This is a genomic window from Pseudomonas palmensis (assembly GCF_049942755.1).
Taxonomy (GTDB): Bacteria; Pseudomonadota; Gammaproteobacteria; order Pseudomonadales; family Pseudomonadaceae; genus Aquipseudomonas; species Aquipseudomonas palmensis.
This window is the reverse complement of sequence record NZ_CP187958.1, coordinates 5095360-5112139: the sequence shown is the minus strand read 5'-3', so window position 1 is coordinate 5112139 and position 16780 is coordinate 5095360. Positions and strand designations below refer to the sequence as shown.

Genomic DNA, 16780 nt, shown 5'->3' with positions numbered 1-16780 from the left:
GTGTGCGCGCCTCATTTGAGCTGCTGCACAGCGGGGTCATAGGTGAAGGGCTGCCGATTGGCGGCCTGCACGTCCAGTTTGACCAGCGGTAGCCAGCGGCTGGTCTCCTTGAAGTAGTCCTGCTGGAACGACTGCCCCCCGGCCAGGCCGTTGGTACCCCCCACCTGCCCCAGGTAATGCGCAGTGGCGCTGAAGAAGAACGCTTCGATCGGCAATTGCGCTGCAATGTCCTGCGGCCAGGTAGGGACCATGATTTCATTCCAACCGGTTAGCCCCGGGACTTTCTGGCGAATCTCGACCATCAGTTGCAAGGCCGTGGCGTCGGCGCGGAACGCACAGCTTCTGAACCGATTCCCAGCAGTGGAGGCGGACCAGGTGGCGACGCTGTTCACCGGCGGTTGTTTTTCGTCGCACCAGCCACGAAAGGTGCAGGTGTTGGTTGATACCGCATCGTGCGTGGCGCCGTCGGCGACGTACAGGCATGCGGCAGGCAGAGTGTGTACTACAGGGGCGGCGGTTTCGCGAATCAGATAGCCTTGCGGCCACACCACCACCTTGATGGCCATGTCACTGCGCAGGTAGCTGAAGGACACGCCGCCGTTCTTCAGCGCACGGGGGGCCGGATTCCAGGCCTTGAAGTTGCCCGTGCCTGTCGAGCGCAACAGCACCCCGTTGCAATCGAACCCGGAGCGGCCGCTGATACAGCCAGGCCGGGTGTCGGCGTAACGCTGGTTGAGGCGCCGGGTGACCCTGTAGCCATTGTCCAGCTGATCCTGCTGGCTGAAACCGAACACCAGACCATTGCCATCGCCCAGGTGCAGGCGCACCACAGGCAACCACTGGGCCGTGGCGTCGAAGTAGGCGCGCTGGCTGCGTTGGGCTGCCGCCAGGGCACCGGCCCGGGTGACGTCGTAGAAGATGGCCTGGATGGGCAATTGCGCGGGCACCTGGGCATTCCAGGTACTGACCACCACGCCACCGGCACTGCTGTCGGCCTGATACGGCTTGCCCAGGCCCACGGCCGTCAGCCGGTCGAACAGCACGAACCCCGAAGGTGCTGCCAGCCCGTCAAGGGCGCGGTCCTTGCGCAGAAAAACCAGTTGCGCGGCATCGTCTTTCTTCCAGAACGTTTCGACGTCACTGGCTGGCACTGCGCGCAGCAACACGCCGCTGCAGGCAAAGGCCGGTGCGCGTCCTACGCACTGTGCCGGTGTGCTGCTGTAGCGCGCATTCAACTGCATCGCTACCTGCGGGCTCCCGACGGCATGGGCGCTGCCCAGCAAAACGCACAATGCGATGCCACAAATCAGTTTGCTCGCAACGTTCATCCAGGTCGCCTCCCATGGCGCGCCGCTGTTCAACGAATGCCGGCCGGGTAGCCCAGCTCATACTCTGTCGTGACTTCGGAACTGACCAGGTTGTCGTAGAGGTCCAGGTACACGGCCGTCTGTGCGCCCAACCCTTTGCCCCACACCCGGTACGGAGCCAGGTTCAGTGCCTGGGCGAGGCTGTTGGCCGGCGATGGGTAGAGCCGTGCCAGCGCCTCGAAATCCTCGTCGCTCGGCAAGGTGTAGCCCTCGTCGCGGGCCTTGGCCTGCGCCTGTGCCCAGGTGGATCGATATGCCGAGCTGAGCAGGCGCAGCTCACGCACGCCGCGCACACTGAGCACGTAGCTGGAACTGGCCCCTGCCGCGTTCTGCGCAGTGACGGTGATGTCGCCATTGCCCCATACCGAGACCTGTCCATCGGGATCGACCCTGGCAATGTCCGTGTTGTCCACGCGATAGGCGGTGGCCCCTGGCTGTGCACGGGTGTAGCGGGCATAGTCGGGGATGGTCGGTGGCGTCCTGGCCAGGTTGTGCTCGTCGAAGAACACGACATAGCGTCGGCTGGCCATGTTGAGTGCCTGTGCAGCAGTGAAGCCTTCCTTGATCAGCAGGGTGACCACGCCCGATCTGCGCGGCGCCGAGCGCGGCGCCTGCGCGGTGTAGTAGACCTGCAGGGTCTTGCCGACATTGGCCTCGACATAGCGCTTTTCGATCGGCAAGGTGACGGGTTTGCCGGCATTGCGCGCCGAGATCGGCCAACTGATCGTGGTGATCGCCTGGCCTTGCGCATCGGCAAGGTAGATCGTCAAGGTGGTCTGGAACGCCAGTACTACCGCGTTATCGTTATCAACCCCCTGGACGGTGATGTTCAGCCCCGTGGCCGGTACCTTTTCAGGGTCCAGCTCGGCGCCCTGCAAGGCTGCCACTTCGGGCAGGCGAAGGGTTGGGTCCGAAGGTTGGGTAGTGTCTGCATGCGCATTGAACATGCTCGCGCAAACGCATAACACCAGTGCCGCATAGGTACGTCTGATTGCGTCCATCAACGGTTGCTCCTGCCATGGAGTCAGTGGGGCTGGCTGATGCCTATCGCGTAGCCTTTCTGGCTTGGGCTGGCGCTGCTTACCTGCAGCGTTGCCAGGTCCAGGTAGGTGGGCGAGCCGCTCGTATCAGTAACAACACCCAGAAAGCCTTTTTCCGTCATGTCCGGCAGGCCCAGGTTCTGCGCGTTCAGATAGCCCGCGAGGTCGTCTTTTGCCGCCGCGTACACAGCGCTGAAGCGACTGAAGTCGTCGGCTGTCGGCACGTCCAGGCCATAGCTGGTGGCGGCTAGTGCGGCGCCTGGGGCCTGCAGCTCGTGGTCGAAGCTCAACAGGTACAACCCCCTGACCCCTCGGACCGTCAGTGTGTAGCTGCCGACCGAGGCACCGGCAGCGTCCAGTGCGGTAATGGTGACCGGCGGATCCTCTGCATTGCCCAGCAGGCTGACCTTGCCGCTGCTGTCGACACGGGCAACCTTGGTGTCGCTGCTTTCGTAGTTGACGGCCTGTGCGGTGGTGCGGGTGAACTGTGCGTAGTCGGGCACTTCTGGCGGCGGGCTGGGCTCCTCGGCGGCGGTGCGGAACACGATGTAGTTGCGGCCGCTGAGGTCGACTGTCAGGGGCGCAGCGAAGTTCGCCTTGATGGTGAATGTCAGTACCTGCGACTTCACCCCGTCGACCTCGTAATACACGCGCAGTTGTTGGCCCTCACGGCCAAGCAATATGCTTTTCGCAATATTTTCCCACACCGCCAGTCGGTCGTTGTTCGGGGTGGGCCTTACCTCGTCGTAGAGCACCTTGTTCTGCTCGTCGAGCACAAACAGCTTCAGCACTTTGTTGTGCCAGCTGGCACTTCTTTGTACCTCTGCACGGGTGAATTCACCCACTGTACCGAGGTCGAGTGCCCCTTCGCTGACGTCGTTCATCTTTGGCACGGTGTAGTCGGTCATGTCGTCAAACTCCCGCAGGTAGGCAACCGGCGCCAGGCAGCGCCGATTGCAGGGTCATATCGCTCAAAGGCCTCAGGCGCCTGGCGCGCCAGCCCATTCGCCGTCGGCCTCGGCATTGACATCTACCCGGTGGCCGGTGGTCACCTTGTTGCGCAGCGCCGCCTGCACCGCCGCACTGTCGCCACCGCCCTGCGGTTGGCCCCACGTCACCACGCGCCCGTCTGACGTCAATGCGGCGAAGCCGTTGGAGTTGGCGTACACCGCACGCACATGTTTCAGTTGGTCGGACACCCGGCTGATATCGCCGCCGGCTTCAGAACGCCCCCAGACCGCCACGGTGCCGTCGCTGCACAGGGCGGCGAACGCCCATGCGCTGCCGGTGACCTGAATGACATTGCGCAGGTTGGCCACAGGCTGTGGCACGTTGCCGCCGTTGTTCGCGTTGCCCCAGGCCACCACCGAACCGTTCCTGCGCCGGGCACAGAAGGCATGCCAGGTGCTGGTGACCTCCACGATGTCAGTCAGACCTGCAATTTCTTGCGGCACCGAGCCGCCATGGCTGCCAGCCCCCCAGGCCACTACCTGGCCGGTGGCACGCAAGGCGCTGAATGCCTGGGCCGTAGCCCCCTCAAGGGTGACGATATCGGTCAACTGGGCGATTGCATCCGGTACCGTGCCGCCATATCCGGCATTGCCCCAGGCAACGACACGATTGTTGGTGCGCCGTGCGGCAAAGGCGGCAAAGTTGCCCTTGACGTAGTAGATGTCCTTGAGGTCGGCGATATCGTTGGGCAAGCTGCCGCCGTTGGCGGCACTGCCCCAGGCTACCAGCGAACCGTCGGCACGCTGCGCTGCAAAAGCGCTGCCGGCACCGTAGACAGCGGTGAAATCCGTCAGGTTGAGGATCCCCGGCGGAATGGTCGCGCCCTCGGGCCCCACACCCCAGCCAATGAGGCGACCGTCGGCTTTGCGTCCGACAAACGCCCTGGCATTGCTGCGCACTTCGACGAAATTTCCGGTTTCACCTTTAGGCATGGAACCGCCCTCGCCCGCCTGGCCCCAGCACTGCACAGTGCCATTGGTCATGCGTGCGGCATACGCGCTGCGCGTGCAACTGACTTCAGCGATGTCGTCGCGGGTCTGCAATGTCGGCGGAATAGCTGCCCCGTAGGCAATACTGCCCCAGCCGACGATATCGCGCTCCCCCCCTGAGCGTTCGTTGCGCAGGGCGACAAACGCTGCACTGCCATTGACCGCGGCGTCGATTCCGTTGCCGATGATGTTGGCCGGGTTGAGCTGCACCTCATCGGTTTGCGTGCGCACGCGCAGCGCCTTCCAGGGCTGCTTGTCCATCCAGGTAGTGCCTGCGGTCCAGGTGGGCTCGTCCAGGTAACGCCATTCGGCGAGGATCGGCTGCAGGCTTTGCGCATTGAATGCGCTCAGAATTCGCGAGGTACTGGAGGCGCGGTAGGTGCTCGCGCCGTAGCGGGCGCCGAAAATACGCAGGTTGCCGCTGCCTATCACACGGTTTACGAAATAGCTGTTGGACGGCGAGCGTTCCTCCGGGCCGCCGCTGCTACGCTGCAGCGTGTATTCGAGCTTGATCGTGGTGCGATTGCTGGCGTTGATCGTGGCATAGGGTACCGACACGTCGAGGGCCTTGCCCTCGTCGCCCGCCGTTACCACGATCGTGCGGTTGAAGTTGCCTGCCGGCAGCTCGCTGTACACCCGTACGGTCACCCTGTCACCGCGCAGCAATCTGGCCACGGTGTCGATCCGATACGTTGCACCATTGCGTACATCGTCCGGGTTCAGCTGGTTGTTGGCGGTCGCCTGCACGAATATCGGCAGCGGCAGCGCCGCACGCTGTACCCGCAGCGTGACGGTGCCGGACGTCTGCTCGCGGCCATCGAAGCGGTACACCACGTACTTGACCCGTACATTGGCATCGATGTTGGCCAGTACGAACCGTGCATCGATAGACTGCTTAAGCTCACGGGTCTGATCTTCCAGTATGTACAGGGTGACGCTCGTCGAGCCTTGGGGGGCATCGCCATCCCAGAGCAGTTCCACTTCATCGCCAAGTTTGAGCTGGGCCTCGGCTGGGATCGTGACCACTGCATCGCCCACAGGGCGCAGCGTGCCATTGACCGCGCCCTCCACCACCGGGTCGGGCAGCAGGAACTGGCGCTCTTTGCGACGCAACGAAAGCATGGCAGACACGCGAGTCGGCTGGCGGTCTTCGATGACCTGGTAGTACACATCGGCTGCCACTGTCAGGTAGTTGCTCCATTTGGCGTGCTCGAAGGTGAACGTCACTTGCTTGTCGAGATTGTTCTTGGTCACCTTCATCAGATCGTCGAAGAAGGTACCGCCCGCGTCGGACCACACCACCCTGATGGTCTGGTCGAGTTTCATTCCGGTGTACGGCTCGATGATCACATCGACGCTGGCGAGGACATCAGGATCCAGTTCACCGTCTTGTGCCTGCGGGCAACGGGGTGCCGGCAGTTCCAACTGCGCCACGCCCACTTGCAGCGTGAGAGCCTGTGATTCCAGAGGGCGCCCCAGGCCCTGCCGGCTTACGGTGTAGCTGACTTCGAGCGAACCGCCGCTGAGCGGCTGAATGTTCTGCGGCCCGTTCACGGCAAACGAGATGTCTTTTCCTGCGCTGGCGCTGGTGACCGTTTTGGCGTCCTTGTAGAGCAACGTGCTGCCATCGGAACCGGTGCCTCGCCAGGTGATCTCGATGAAGTCGTCCTTCTCCAGCTGGGCCGCTGCCGGTACCACCACGGTCGCCGTTGCCAGTGTGGCCTCCAGCACGCCGTCGACCGCTTCGGTCACTTGCGGGCTTGGCAGCTTGACGGCAGCGCCGATAAAGTTTGCGCCCACACGCCGGGAGGTCTGTACTACGTTGCTTTTATCAGGCTTTCTGGTGAACCAGGTTCTGCCAAAACCCCGCGCCAGCATCTGCACGTGGGCATAGGGAATCTTGAATACCAATATCCGGGGGCTGCTCAACTTTTGCGAGTAATTCAGGGCAATGATCTGGCCTTGCGCCGTGGTGCCTACCCAGTACAGGGTAATCTCATCCCTTGCCTTGAAGCCGAACACCGACAGCGCCGCCACTTGTACTTCCAGGCCATCTTGCGCCACCAGCGCCACATCGATCGGGTCGCCCTCCACGGCTTGCGAGTCTGGGTTGACGATGATGGGCGGCAACAGTTTGTTGGGGTCGATCGATACCTCGATGTAACCGCGCAATGACCAGTCGCTTGCGGGATTGAACACTTCGTCCCAGATCCAGTACACAAGCACCAGCTTTTCGCTGTCGCCGGCCTCGTAGATGAGCTCGGCATCCACCTCGATGACGAGGTCGTTGCCCACCTCGTCAGGTTGCACGATGTACTCGACGATCGAGCCGCCCCAACTCAGGCGAATTGTGTCGTACTCGCGCATGTTCGGGTACGCCGGTACGGTGACTTCCACGCCATACAGCTCGCCATCAAGGAAGTCCTTGATGTCTTCTTCACCCACCACGCCACCGATTGGAGGGCTGGTCAGAAACGGTGGCAGCAACTTGTAGTGCCCGGCGCGATCGGGTTCAGGGTCGTTTCCGCCGGGGTACTTGAGGCGTGCCAGTACCTTGAGCACCAGCGAAGACTCCTTGTTGGTGGAGCCTGCGCGCGTGATCACGTAGTAGAGGTCGTGCACGCCCTCCAGCACCTTTTTGGCCGGGATGTAGGTTTCGATGTTCTGGCCGAGCTGCTCCTCGCGGACACTGACCTTCACCGCCGCGATGTTGCTGGTGCCATAGAACACCTCGATCAGATCCCCCGCCAGCATGTTCGGATACGGCTGCACGAATACCTGCATTCCGCGCACCGAATTGACCATCCCCTTGTTCACGCCAACCTGGGCGCCTTCGGTGTATACCGGGGTGATGTAACCTGGAATGTAGATGCGTCGCAGGGCCAGGGTGCCGGCTGCAAATCCTCCGAATGCCGGCGGCCCTCCCACTATGGCATTGAACAGGTCGATCATCGTTTGCAAGCCCGATTGGGTCCCGGGGACAATCAAGTTGTTCGTCATGAAGTTTTCTCCAATCCAGGAAGCCCGAAAGGTATGAACGGGGGAATGGGCTGGAAATGATTCAAAGGCAAAATGTACGAGGCGCACAACTGACACAAATACCAGGTGCCCGGCCAAGGCACGTGCACACCGGGGGAGGAAATCGCGCGCCGATTGCGCTAGGCTGCACCTTTACTCACCAGGAGCATTCTCCATGGCAAAAGCCACCGCCCGTCACATCCTTGTCGCCAGCGAAGACAAGTGCAACGAACTCAAGGCACAGATCGAAGCCGGCGCCGACTTCGCCGAAATCGCCAAGGCCAACTCCACCTGCCCCTCCAGCCGCCAGGGCGGTGACCTGGGCTCGTTCGGCCCCGGCCAGATGGTCAAGGAGTTCGACACCGTGGTGTTCAGCGCACCGGTGAACACTGTTCAAGGCCCGGTGAAGACCCAGTTCGGCTACCACCTGCTGGAAGTGACCAGCCGCCAGGACTGATCGGCCTTGGCCGCATCTGCCGGCCGTGTCGAGGGTCGGCCCGCTCCTGTGAGAGCGGGCTTGACCCGCATTGTGCTGTTCGTCCTTGCCCCGCTGCTGTTTCTGCTGCCTCCCTGGCAAACCCTGATCGCCGCCCCCAGCCACGCCCTCACCGTCTATGGTGAAGCCCCCCGCTACCGCGCCTCGTTCAGCCATTTCGACTACGTCAACCCGCAAGCCCCGAAAGGTGGAAGCCTGCGTCGCTCGGCGCTGGAAATCGGCGGTTTCGACCATGTGCTGCCCTACATCGACAAGGGCACCGGGGTCAGCGAGGTGGACGGCTGGCTGTATGCACCGCTGGCCATTCGGTCACTGGACGAGCCCTATACCGTGTACGGCCTGATCGCGCAAAAGCTCGAGCGCAGCGCCGATGGGCTGTGGCTGCGCTTCTACATCGACCCGCGTGCGCGTTTTGCCGATGGCCGCCCAGTGCGTGCCGAGGATGTGCGCTTCACCTACCAACTGCTGCTGCGTGAAGGCAACCTCAAGTACCGCACGCAGTTTGCCGACGTGGCTGCTGTGGTGGTCGAGACGCCCCTGCAGGTACGCTTCGACTTCAAGAACAATCAGAACCGTACCCTGGCCCTGGACCTGGCGTCGCTGCCGGTATTGCCCGAGCACGCGCTCGACCAGGATGCATTCACCAACGGCGGCGGCTTCCAGGCGCTGGTGGGTAGCGGCCCGTACCGCATCGCACGGGTCGACAACGGGCGCAGCATCACCTTCGAGCGCAACCGCGACTGGTGGGCACGGGACCTGCCGGTCAATCGTGGGCGCTACAACTTCGACCAGCTGAAGATCGAGTATTTCGGCGACACCGACGTGGCACGCCAGGTGCTGCGCGGTGGCGGTTACGATTACAACCGCGAGTTCTCCGCCACCGGCTATTCGATCGGCTACAACGGCCCGGCCCTGGACGACGGGCGCCTGCAACGTGCGCACCTGGCCCGAGGGGCGCCGCAGAATGCCCAGGGCTATGTGTTCAACCTGCAGCGCCCGGTGTTCCAGGACCGGCGCGTGCGCCAGGCACTGGGCCTGCTGTGGGATTTCGAATGGAGCAACCGGCAGATGATGCGCAACCTGTACATCCGCCAGCAGAGCTTTTTCGCCAACAGTGCGCTGGCCGCCCGCGCCCTGCCCGACCGCGCAGAGCTCGCCCTGCTCGAACCCCTGCGTGCCCAGGTGCCGGCCGAGGTATTCGACCGGGTGTTCGAGGCGCCGCGCAACGACGGCTCGGGGCTGATCCGTGACAAGCAGCTGCAAGCCCTCGCTCTGCTGCAGCAGGCCGGCTGGCGCCCGCAGGGCGATCAGCTGATCAATGCCCGGGGCGAACCGCTGAGCTTTACCTTCCTCAATGGCCAGTCGGGCCTGGAGCGCCTGCTGCTGCCGTGGAAACGCAACCTGGCGCAGATCGGCATCACCCTGGACATACGCCGCATCGACGCGGCCCAGTACGTCAACCGGCTGATGGCCCGTGACTACGACATGATCGTCACTGGCTACCCGGTGTCGCCCTCGCCCGGGCCGGAGCTTTACAGCTACTTCGGCTCGGCGGCGGCTACCGACCCTGGCTCGAACAACTACATGGCCCTGCAGGACCCGGCGGTGGACAGCCTGATCGACGGCCTGGTCAAGGCCGCGAGCCCGGCCGACATGCTGCGCCATGCCCATGCGCTGGACCGGGTGCTGCAATGGAACTACTACTGGATCCCCAATTACTACCCGCCCGGCGCCTCCACGGTGTGGTGGAACCGCTTCGGCATCCCCAGGGTGCAAGCCAGCAATGACCCGGCGCTGGACACCTGGTGGGAGGTCAGCCCCACCCCGCTGACCACGGCGCAGATGGCCGAGCGCCTGGAGGCTGCGCCATGACCGCGTACATCCTGCGCCGGCTGCTGCTGATACTGCCCACCCTGCTGATCATTCTGCTGGTGAACTTCGTGATCATCCAGGCGGCACCGGGCGGCCCGGTAGAACAGGCCGTGGCGCGCCTGCAGGGTATCGGCGGCGGTGCGCCGGGGGCCGGCAGCGACACGCTGCACAGCGACTCGCGGGCCAGCCGCGGGCTGGACCCCAAACTGCTGGAGACCATCAGACGCCAGTACGGCTTCGACAAGCCGGCCCACGAGCGGCTGTGGCTGATGCTCACTCGCTACGCCCAGCTGGATTTCGGCAGCAGCTTCTTTCGCGGTGCCAAGGTCACCGACCTGATCCTGGACAAGTTGCCGGTCACCCTCTCACTGGGCCTATGGGCCACCCTGATCACCTACCTGGTGTCGATCCCGCTGGGCATCCGCAAGGCCATCCGCCACGGCAGCGCTTTCGATGCCTGGAGCAGTGCGCTGATCGTGATCGGCTATGCGCTGCCAGCGTTTCTGTTCGCACTGTTGCTGATCGTGCTGTTTGCCGGTGGCACCTCGCTCAACTGGTTTCCGGTGCGCGGGCTGGTGTCGGAGAACTTTGCCGAGCTGAGCCTGGCCGGCAAGCTGGCCGACTATTTCTGGCACCTGGTGCTGCCGGTGGGCTCGCTGGTGATCGGCGGTTTCGCCACCCTCACCCTGCTGACCAAGAACGCCTTCCTCAACGAGATCACCCGCCAGTACGTGGTCACCGCGCGGGCCAAGGGCCTGAGCGAGCGTCGGGTGCTGTACGGGCATGTGTTTCGCAACGCGATGCTGCTGGTGGTGGCGGGCATTCCCCAGGCGCTGATCACGGTGTTCTTCGCAGGCTCGCTGCTGATCGAAGTGATCTTCTCGCTCGACGGCCTGGGCCGCATGAGCTACGAGGCGGCCGTGTCGCGGGATTACCCGGTGGTGTTCGGTTCGCTGTTCATCTTCACCCTGTTCGGCCTGTTGATCCGCCTGCTGGGCGACCTGTGCTACACCCTGGTCGACCCGCGTATCGACTTTGCCACGAGGCAGCACTGATGCGGCGCCTGTCGCCGTTGTCCAGGCGCCGGCTGGCGAATTTTCGGCGCAATCGCCGCGGCTGGTTCTCGCTGTGGGCGTTCGGGCTGCTGTTGCTGCTCAGCCTGGGGGCGGAGCTGGTGGCCAACGACAAGCCGCTGCTGCTGGGCTACCAGGGCAGCCTGTACTTCCCCGCCTTCAAGCGCTACACCGAACAGCAGTTCGGCGGCCAGTTGCCGTTCCAGCCCGACTACCGCAGCCAGTACGTGCGCCAGCTGATCGAGGGCCAGGGTGGCTGGATGCTGTTTGCCCCGATCCCCTTCAGCGCCGACACCCCCAACTACGACCTGCAGGTACCCACCCCCAGCCCACCCACCGCCACCAACTGGCTGGGCACCGACGACCAGGCGCGCGACGTGCTGGCGCGGGTGCTGTACGGCACCCGTGTGTCGATACTGTTCGCCCTGCTGCTGACCGCCATCAGCACCGTGATCGGCGTGGCCGCCGGCGCCCTGCAGGGCTACCACGGCGGCTGGGTGGACCTGATCGGCCAGCGCCTGCTGGAAGTGTGGTCGGGGCTGCCGGTGCTGTACCTGCTGATCATTCTCAGTGGTTTTGTGGAACCCGGCTTCTGGTGGCTGCTGGGAATCATGGCGCTGTTTTCATGGCTGGCACTGGTGGACGTGGTGCGCGCGGAGTTCCTGCGCGGGCGCAACCTGGAATACGTGCAGGCCGCCAGGGCGCTGGGCCTGCCCGACCGGCTGGTGATCGTGCGGCACATTCTGCCCAATGCGATGAACGCCACCCTCACCTACCTTCCGTTCATTCTCACCGGGGCCATCTCGACCCTCACTGCACTGGATTTTCTCGGTTTCGGCATGCCTGCCGGCAGCGCCTCCCTGGGCGAGCTGGTGAACCAGGGCAAACAGAACCTGCAGGCGCCATGGCTGGGGTTTACCGCATTCTTCGCCCTGGCGTTGATCCTTTCGCTGCTGGTGTTCATCGGCGACGCATTGCGCGAGGCGTTCGATCCACGGGCATAATCGCAGCCTCATTACGGCGGAGCGGCCCATGCAAGACAGTGACAGCCTCAAGGACTACCAGCGCGTGCGCCAACTGGCGATCCGCTCGCTGTTCGAGATCATCGAGCAATCCAGCGAGGGCACGATCATCGTCGATCGCGATGCACGAATCGTGTGGATGAACCAGCGCTACGCACGGCGCTTTGGCCTGGAGGACGCCAGTGCCGCGATTGGTCAGCCGTGTGAAAGCGTGATCCCCGGCAGCCAGATGCGCGACGTGATCACCCAGGGCCGGCCGATTCTGCTGGACATGCTCGACACGCCCAAGGAGCCGCTGGTGGTGATGCGCCTGCCGATCCACGATGCCGAGGGCGCGGTAATGGGCGCCATCGGCTTTGCCCTGTTCGATGAGTTGCACAGCCTTTCGCCGCTGCTCAAGCGCTATGCGAGCATGCAGCAGGAACTGGCCTCGACCCGCTCGCTGCTGCGTGCGCGCCAGGCCAAGTACAGCTTTGCGCAGTTCATCGGTACCAGCGCCGCAAGCCTTGAGGTCAAACGCCGCGCGCGGCGTGGGGCCAGCAGCGATTCGCCGGTGCTGCTACTGGGTGAGACCGGCACGGGCAAGGAGTTGCTCGCCCATGCCATCCACGCCGCCTCGCCCCGCGCCCACAAGCCGTTTGTCAGCATCAACAGCGCCGCTATCCCGCACGATCTGCTGGAGGCCGAATTCTTCGGCACCGCGCCGGGTGCGTTCACTGGCGCCGACCGCAAGGGCCGGCCGGGCAAGCTGCAGGTGGCCGAAGGCGGCACGCTGTTTCTCGATGAGATCGGCGACATGCCGCTGGCGCTGCAGAGCAAACTGCTGCGCGTGCTGCAGGAAAAGGAGTACGAGCCGGTGGGTTCCAACCAGATGCTGCAGAGCGATGTGCGGGTGATTGCTGCCACTTCGCGCGACCTTTCGGCAGCGATGGCCCGCGGGGAGTTTCGCGCCGACCTGTATTACCGCCTGAACGTGCTGCCGATCGAGGTGCCGCCATTGCGTGCCCGGCTCGATGACCTGCCGGCGTTGAGCGAGGCGATTCTGGAGGAGCTGGGCAGCCGCCATGAGCTGCAGGCACCGGCACAGGCGCTGCTGGCCCGACATGCCTGGCCGGGCAACATTCGCGAGCTGCGCAACGTGTTGGAGCGGGCCACGCTGATGGCCGACCAGCAGCAACTGACTGCCGCCCAGGTGCAATCGGCATTGGGCCCGTTGACGCCCCTTACAGTCGACACCGACCCCGTAACCGACTACAGGCAGGCGTGCGAAGCATTCGAGCGCCAGTTGCTGGAAAACGCCCTCGCTCGCTGCGCCGGGAATGTGCCGCAGGCCGCGCGTGAGCTGGGGTTGGGGCGTTCGACGCTGTACAAGAAGCTGGCGGCTCTGGGGATAAAGTCTCAATAGAGAGACTGGCATCTCAACCTGGAGACGGCCTTGCTGATGAATCGGCACAACGCGGTCATAGACCTGTTTGCGCGGTGTGTCAGGCAGTCCGCATATGCAGGTTTTGCTGGCGCTGCGCACCAGATCGCGGGGCAAGGCCCGCTCCTACGGCCTGCCGGCCAGAGGCGTAGGAGCCGGCGTTGCCGGCGAACGAGCGCGAAGCGGTCGTAGACCCTGACTGCGCGATGTATCAGGCAGATCGCATGTGCAGGTTTTACTGGCGCTGCGCACCAGATCGCGGGGCAAGGCCCGCTCCTACGGCCTGCCGGCCAGAGACGTAGGAGCCGGCGTTGCCGGCGAACGGGCGCGAAGCGGTCGTAAAACCAGAGTGCACGGTGTGTCAGGCAGACCGCATGTGCAGGTTTTACTGGCGCTGCGCACCAGATCGCGGGCAAGGCCCGCTCCTACGGCCTGCCGGCCCGAGGCGTAGGAGCCGGCCTTGCCGGCGAACGAGCGCGAAGCGGTCGTAAAACCAGAGTGCACGGGGTGTCAGGCAGACCCGTGTGCAGATCCTCCTGCGCCCAAGCGCACGCACGGCACAGCCAGTCTCAAACCAGAGACAATCATTCGATAAATTCCACTGGAATTAGTATTTATCCATATAAATCAATAGCTTATTAACATGGCACGGTCTTCGCTAAGGGCTGCATCCCAACAAAAACAAGATGCACCCAAGGAGACACTCAATGAGTGTGATCATTGCCCTGGCAGCCCTGGCGCTGCTGATGCTGGCGGCCTACCGTGGCTACAGCGTGATTCTTTTTGCCCCCATCGCCGCCCTCGGCGCGGTGCTGCTTACCGACCCTTCCGCCGTCGCGCCCGCCTTCACCGGGGTGTTCATGGAAAAGATGGTCGGGTTCATCAAGCTCTATTTCCCGGTGTTCCTGCTCGGCGCCGTGTTCGGCAAGCTGATCGAGCTCTCGGGTTTCTCGCGCTCGATCGTGGCTGCCGCCATTCGCCTGCTGGGCACACGCCAGGCCATGCTGGTGATCGTGCTGGTGTGCGCGCTGCTCACCTATGGCGGGGTGTCGCTGTTCGTGGTGGTGTTCGCGGTGTACCCGTTCGCCGCCGAGATGTTTCGCCAGAGCGATATCCCCAAACGTCTGATACCAGCCACCATTGCCCTGGGTGCGTTCTCGTTCACCATGGACGCCCTGCCGGGCACCCCGCAGATCCAGAACATCATCCCCAGCACCTTCTTCAACACCACCGCCTGGGCCGCGCCTTGGCTTGGCGTGATCGGTACGCTGTTCGTGTTCTGCACCGGGATGCTGTACCTGCAGCGCCAGCGCAACAAGGCGCAGCGCGCCGGTGAAGGCTACGGCAGCGACTTGCGCAACGAGCCCGAAACCGCCGCCGACCTGACCCTGCCGCACCCGCTGCTGGCGTTGTCGCCACTGCTGCTGGTGGGGGTGATGAACCTGCTGTTCACCCACTGGATCCCGGCGTGGTACGGCAAGACCCACAGCCTGAGCCTGCCCGGCATGAGCGCTCCGGTACAGACCGAGATCGCCAAGCTGACGGCCATCTGGGCGGTCGAGGCCGCCCTGCTGCTGGGCATCCTGCTGGTGCTGGTCAGCGCCTTCGGCGCCATCCGCACGCGCCTGGCAGAGGGCAGCAAGAGCGCGGTCAACGGTGCCCTGCTGGCGGCGATGAACACGGCGTCGGAATACGGTTTCGGCGCGGTGATCGCGTCGCTGCCAGGCTTTCTGGTATTGGCCGATGCGCTGCGCAACATTCCCAACCCGCTGGTCAACGAAGCCATCACCGTGACCCTGCTGGCCGGCATCACCGGCTCGGCATCCGGCGGCATGAGCATTGCGCTGGCAGCCATGGCCGACAGTTTCATCAGTGCGGCGCACGCGGCGAACATTCCGCTGGAGGTGCTGCACCGAGTGGCCGCGATGGCCAGCGGCGGCATGGACACCCTGCCGCACAACGGCGCGGTGATCACCCTGCTGGCGGTGACCGGCCTGACCCACCGCGAAGCCTACAAGGACATCTTCGGCATCACCCTGATCAAGACCCTGGCAGTCTTCGTGGTGATCGCTACCTTCTACGCTACAGGCATTGTCTAAGGAGACTTCCATGAGCCTTGCAGGAAAAGTCGCACTGGTTACCGGTTCCACCAGTGGCATCGGCCTGGGTATCGCCCAGGCATTGGCCGGCGCTGGCGCCGATGTGATTCTCAACGGCTTCGGCGACGCCAGTGCAGCGCTTGCCGAGGTGGGCCGGCATGGCACCCGGGTGGGGCACCACGCGGCAGACCTTGGCAGCGTGGAGCAACTGAACGACCTGTTTGCCTATGCCGAACGCGAGTTCGGCGGGGTCGATATCCTGGTCAACAATGCCGGCATCCAGCATGTCGCCCCGGTGGAGGCGTTCCCGGTGGAACGCTGGGACGCGATCATCGCGCTCAACCTTTCGGCGGTGTTTCACAGCACCCGCCTGGCACTGCCCGGCATGCGCCAGCGCAACTGGGGGCGGGTGATCAACATCGCCTCGGTGCACGGGCAGGTCGGCTCGGTAGGCAAGGCCGCCTATGTGGCGGCCAAGCACGGGGTGGTCGGGCTGACCAAGGTGGTGGGCCTGGAGACCGCCACCAGCAACGTGACCTGCAACGCCATCTGCCCCGGCTGGGTGCTCACCCCGCTGGTACAGAAGCAGATCGACGATCGCATCGCCAGCGGGGTCGACCCGCAGCAGGCCCAGCAGGACCTGCTGGCCGAAAAGCAGCCCTCGCACGCCTTCGTCACACCGCAACACCTGGGCGAGCTGGTATTGTTTCTGTGTAGCGAAGCCGGCAGCCAGGTACGCGGCGCCGCCTGGAACATCGACGGCGGCTGGCTGGCCCAGTAGCCATCGGCCTGGGGCGCAGGTACCGCTGGCCGGCTACGACTGTCATTTTCAAACCGCAAGGAGCTTTTATGCGACCGCTTTCCCTGACCGCCCTGTTCATGCTGCCCCTGGCTTTCAGCGCCCCTGTTCTCGCAGCAAGCCTCAAGGATGTGGCCCCTTATCCCGAAGCCGAAAACGGCTTTGTGCGCCAGGTGATCCACCTGCCCGAGCAGAAAGACGAGTCGGCATTCAAGGTCGAGGTACTGGCCGGCAAGACCCTCAAGGTGGACTGCAACCTGCAGCGCCTGGGTGGCAACCTCGAAGAAAAGACCCTCGAAGGCTGGGGCTATAGCTACTACCGGCTGGACAAGGTGATGGGCCCTGTCTCGACCCTGATGGGCTGCCCCGACAACAAGAAGATCGACGCCTTCGTGCCGGTGGTCGGCGATGGTTTCCTGCTGCGCTACAACAGCAAGTTGCCGGTGGTGGTCTACACCCCCAAGGACGTGGAAGTGCGCTATCGCATCTGGTCGGCTTCCAGCGACGTGAAACGCGCCACGGTGGAGTAACCCGCCAAGGCGTGGGTTCGGGGCACGGCGCGCCAAGCCGC

The 16780-nt window shown here is 64.0% G+C and carries 12 protein-coding genes; 8 read left to right on the top strand and 4 right to left on the bottom strand.

Annotated elements, in window-relative coordinates:
* Positions 1 to 11: 11 nt before the first annotated feature.
* The 4 genes from ACPRTJ_RS23735 to ACPRTJ_RS23720 all read right to left on the bottom strand — a co-directional run bounded on the left by ACPRTJ_RS23735 (position 12) and on the right by ACPRTJ_RS23720 (position 7524).
* A complete protein-coding gene (locus tag ACPRTJ_RS23735) occupies positions 12 to 1241 on the bottom strand; it encodes a hypothetical protein (protein WP_104572442.1) in 1230 nt (409 codons plus the stop codon).
* 116 nt (positions 1242 to 1357) lie between these two features.
* Positions 1358 to 2368, bottom strand: coding sequence for a hypothetical protein (locus tag ACPRTJ_RS23730; protein WP_426427377.1), 1011 nt, complete (start codon positions 2366 to 2368; stop codon positions 1358 to 1360).
* Between the two features lie 23 nt (positions 2369 to 2391).
* A complete protein-coding gene (locus tag ACPRTJ_RS23725; RefSeq protein ID WP_426427376.1) occupies positions 2392 to 3315 on the bottom strand; it encodes a hypothetical protein in 924 nt (307 codons plus the stop codon).
* 72 nt (positions 3316 to 3387) lie between these two features.
* Positions 3388 to 7524, bottom strand: coding sequence for an RCC1 domain-containing protein (locus tag ACPRTJ_RS23720; protein WP_426427375.1), 4137 nt, complete (start codon positions 7522 to 7524; stop codon positions 3388 to 3390).
* 76 nt (positions 7525 to 7600) lie between these two features.
* Between ACPRTJ_RS23720 and ACPRTJ_RS23715 the strand changes: the two genes are divergently transcribed.
* The 8 genes from ACPRTJ_RS23715 (at position 7601) to eco (ending at position 16739) form a co-directional block, all read left to right on the top strand.
* On the top strand, positions 7601 to 7882 hold the full coding sequence (locus tag ACPRTJ_RS23715) for a peptidylprolyl isomerase (RefSeq protein ID WP_043860171.1): 282 nt from the start codon (positions 7601 to 7603) through the stop codon (positions 7880 to 7882).
* A gap of 69 nt (positions 7883 to 7951) precedes the next feature.
* The gene (locus tag ACPRTJ_RS23710; protein WP_426429148.1) at positions 7952 to 9793 is read left to right on the top strand and encodes an extracellular solute-binding protein; all 1842 of its coding nucleotides are present in this window, start codon (positions 7952 to 7954) and stop codon (positions 9791 to 9793) included.
* Complete coding sequence (gene yejB / locus ACPRTJ_RS23705) at positions 9790 to 10848, top strand: microcin C ABC transporter permease YejB (protein WP_043860172.1); 1059 nt, start codon at positions 9790 to 9792, stop codon at positions 10846 to 10848. The genes ACPRTJ_RS23710 and yejB overlap by 4 nt, the downstream gene beginning before the upstream one ends.
* A complete protein-coding gene (locus ACPRTJ_RS23700) occupies positions 10848 to 11870 on the top strand; it encodes an ABC transporter permease (protein WP_058540165.1) in 1023 nt (340 codons plus the stop codon). The genes yejB and ACPRTJ_RS23700 overlap by 1 nt, the downstream gene beginning before the upstream one ends.
* 28 nt (positions 11871 to 11898) lie before the next feature.
* Positions 11899 to 13293 carry a sigma-54 interaction domain-containing protein gene (locus ACPRTJ_RS23695; protein WP_088514940.1) on the top strand — a complete coding sequence of 465 codons (1395 nt, stop codon included), beginning with the start codon at positions 11899 to 11901 and terminating at the stop codon, positions 13291 to 13293.
* A 725-nt stretch (positions 13294 to 14018) separates the two neighbouring features.
* Entirely contained in the window at positions 14019 to 15410 is a 1392-nt protein-coding gene (locus tag ACPRTJ_RS23690; RefSeq protein WP_058540163.1) for a GntP family permease, read from the top strand.
* 10 nt (positions 15411 to 15420) lie between these two features.
* Positions 15421 to 16191: a 3-hydroxybutyrate dehydrogenase gene (gene hbdH, locus ACPRTJ_RS23685; protein WP_043861492.1), complete on the top strand. Its 771-nt coding sequence runs from the start codon at positions 15421 to 15423 to the stop codon at positions 16189 to 16191.
* 68 nt (positions 16192 to 16259) lie between these two features.
* On the top strand, positions 16260 to 16739 hold the full coding sequence (eco, locus tag ACPRTJ_RS23680) for a serine protease inhibitor ecotin (protein WP_078480411.1): 480 nt from the start codon (positions 16260 to 16262) through the stop codon (positions 16737 to 16739).
* Positions 16740 to 16780: the final 41 nt, after the last annotated feature.

Coding starts and splice junctions, on each gene's coding strand:
- ACPRTJ_RS23735 (WP_104572442.1), bottom strand. CDS start 1,241: ATGCAGTTGAATGCGCGCTACAGCAGCACACCGGCACAGTGCGTAGGA.
- ACPRTJ_RS23730 (WP_426427377.1), bottom strand. CDS start 2,368: ATGGACGCAATCAGACGTACCTATGCGGCACTGGTGTTATGCGTTTGC.
- ACPRTJ_RS23700 (WP_058540165.1), top strand. CDS start 10,848: ATGCGGCGCCTGTCGCCGTTGTCCAGGCGCCGGCTGGCGAATTTTCGG.
- eco (WP_078480411.1), top strand. CDS start 16,260: ATGCGACCGCTTTCCCTGACCGCCCTGTTCATGCTGCCCCTGGCTTTC.
- ACPRTJ_RS23690 (WP_058540163.1), top strand. CDS start 14,019: ATGAGTGTGATCATTGCCCTGGCAGCCCTGGCGCTGCTGATGCTGGCG.
- ACPRTJ_RS23695 (WP_088514940.1), top strand. CDS start 11,899: ATGCAAGACAGTGACAGCCTCAAGGACTACCAGCGCGTGCGCCAACTG.
- ACPRTJ_RS23725 (WP_426427376.1), bottom strand. CDS start 3,315: ATGACCGACTACACCGTGCCAAAGATGAACGACGTCAGCGAAGGGGCA.
- ACPRTJ_RS23715 (WP_043860171.1), top strand. CDS start 7,601: ATGGCAAAAGCCACCGCCCGTCACATCCTTGTCGCCAGCGAAGACAAG.
- yejB (WP_043860172.1), top strand. CDS start 9,790: ATGACCGCGTACATCCTGCGCCGGCTGCTGCTGATACTGCCCACCCTG.
- hbdH (WP_043861492.1), top strand. CDS start 15,421: ATGAGCCTTGCAGGAAAAGTCGCACTGGTTACCGGTTCCACCAGTGGC.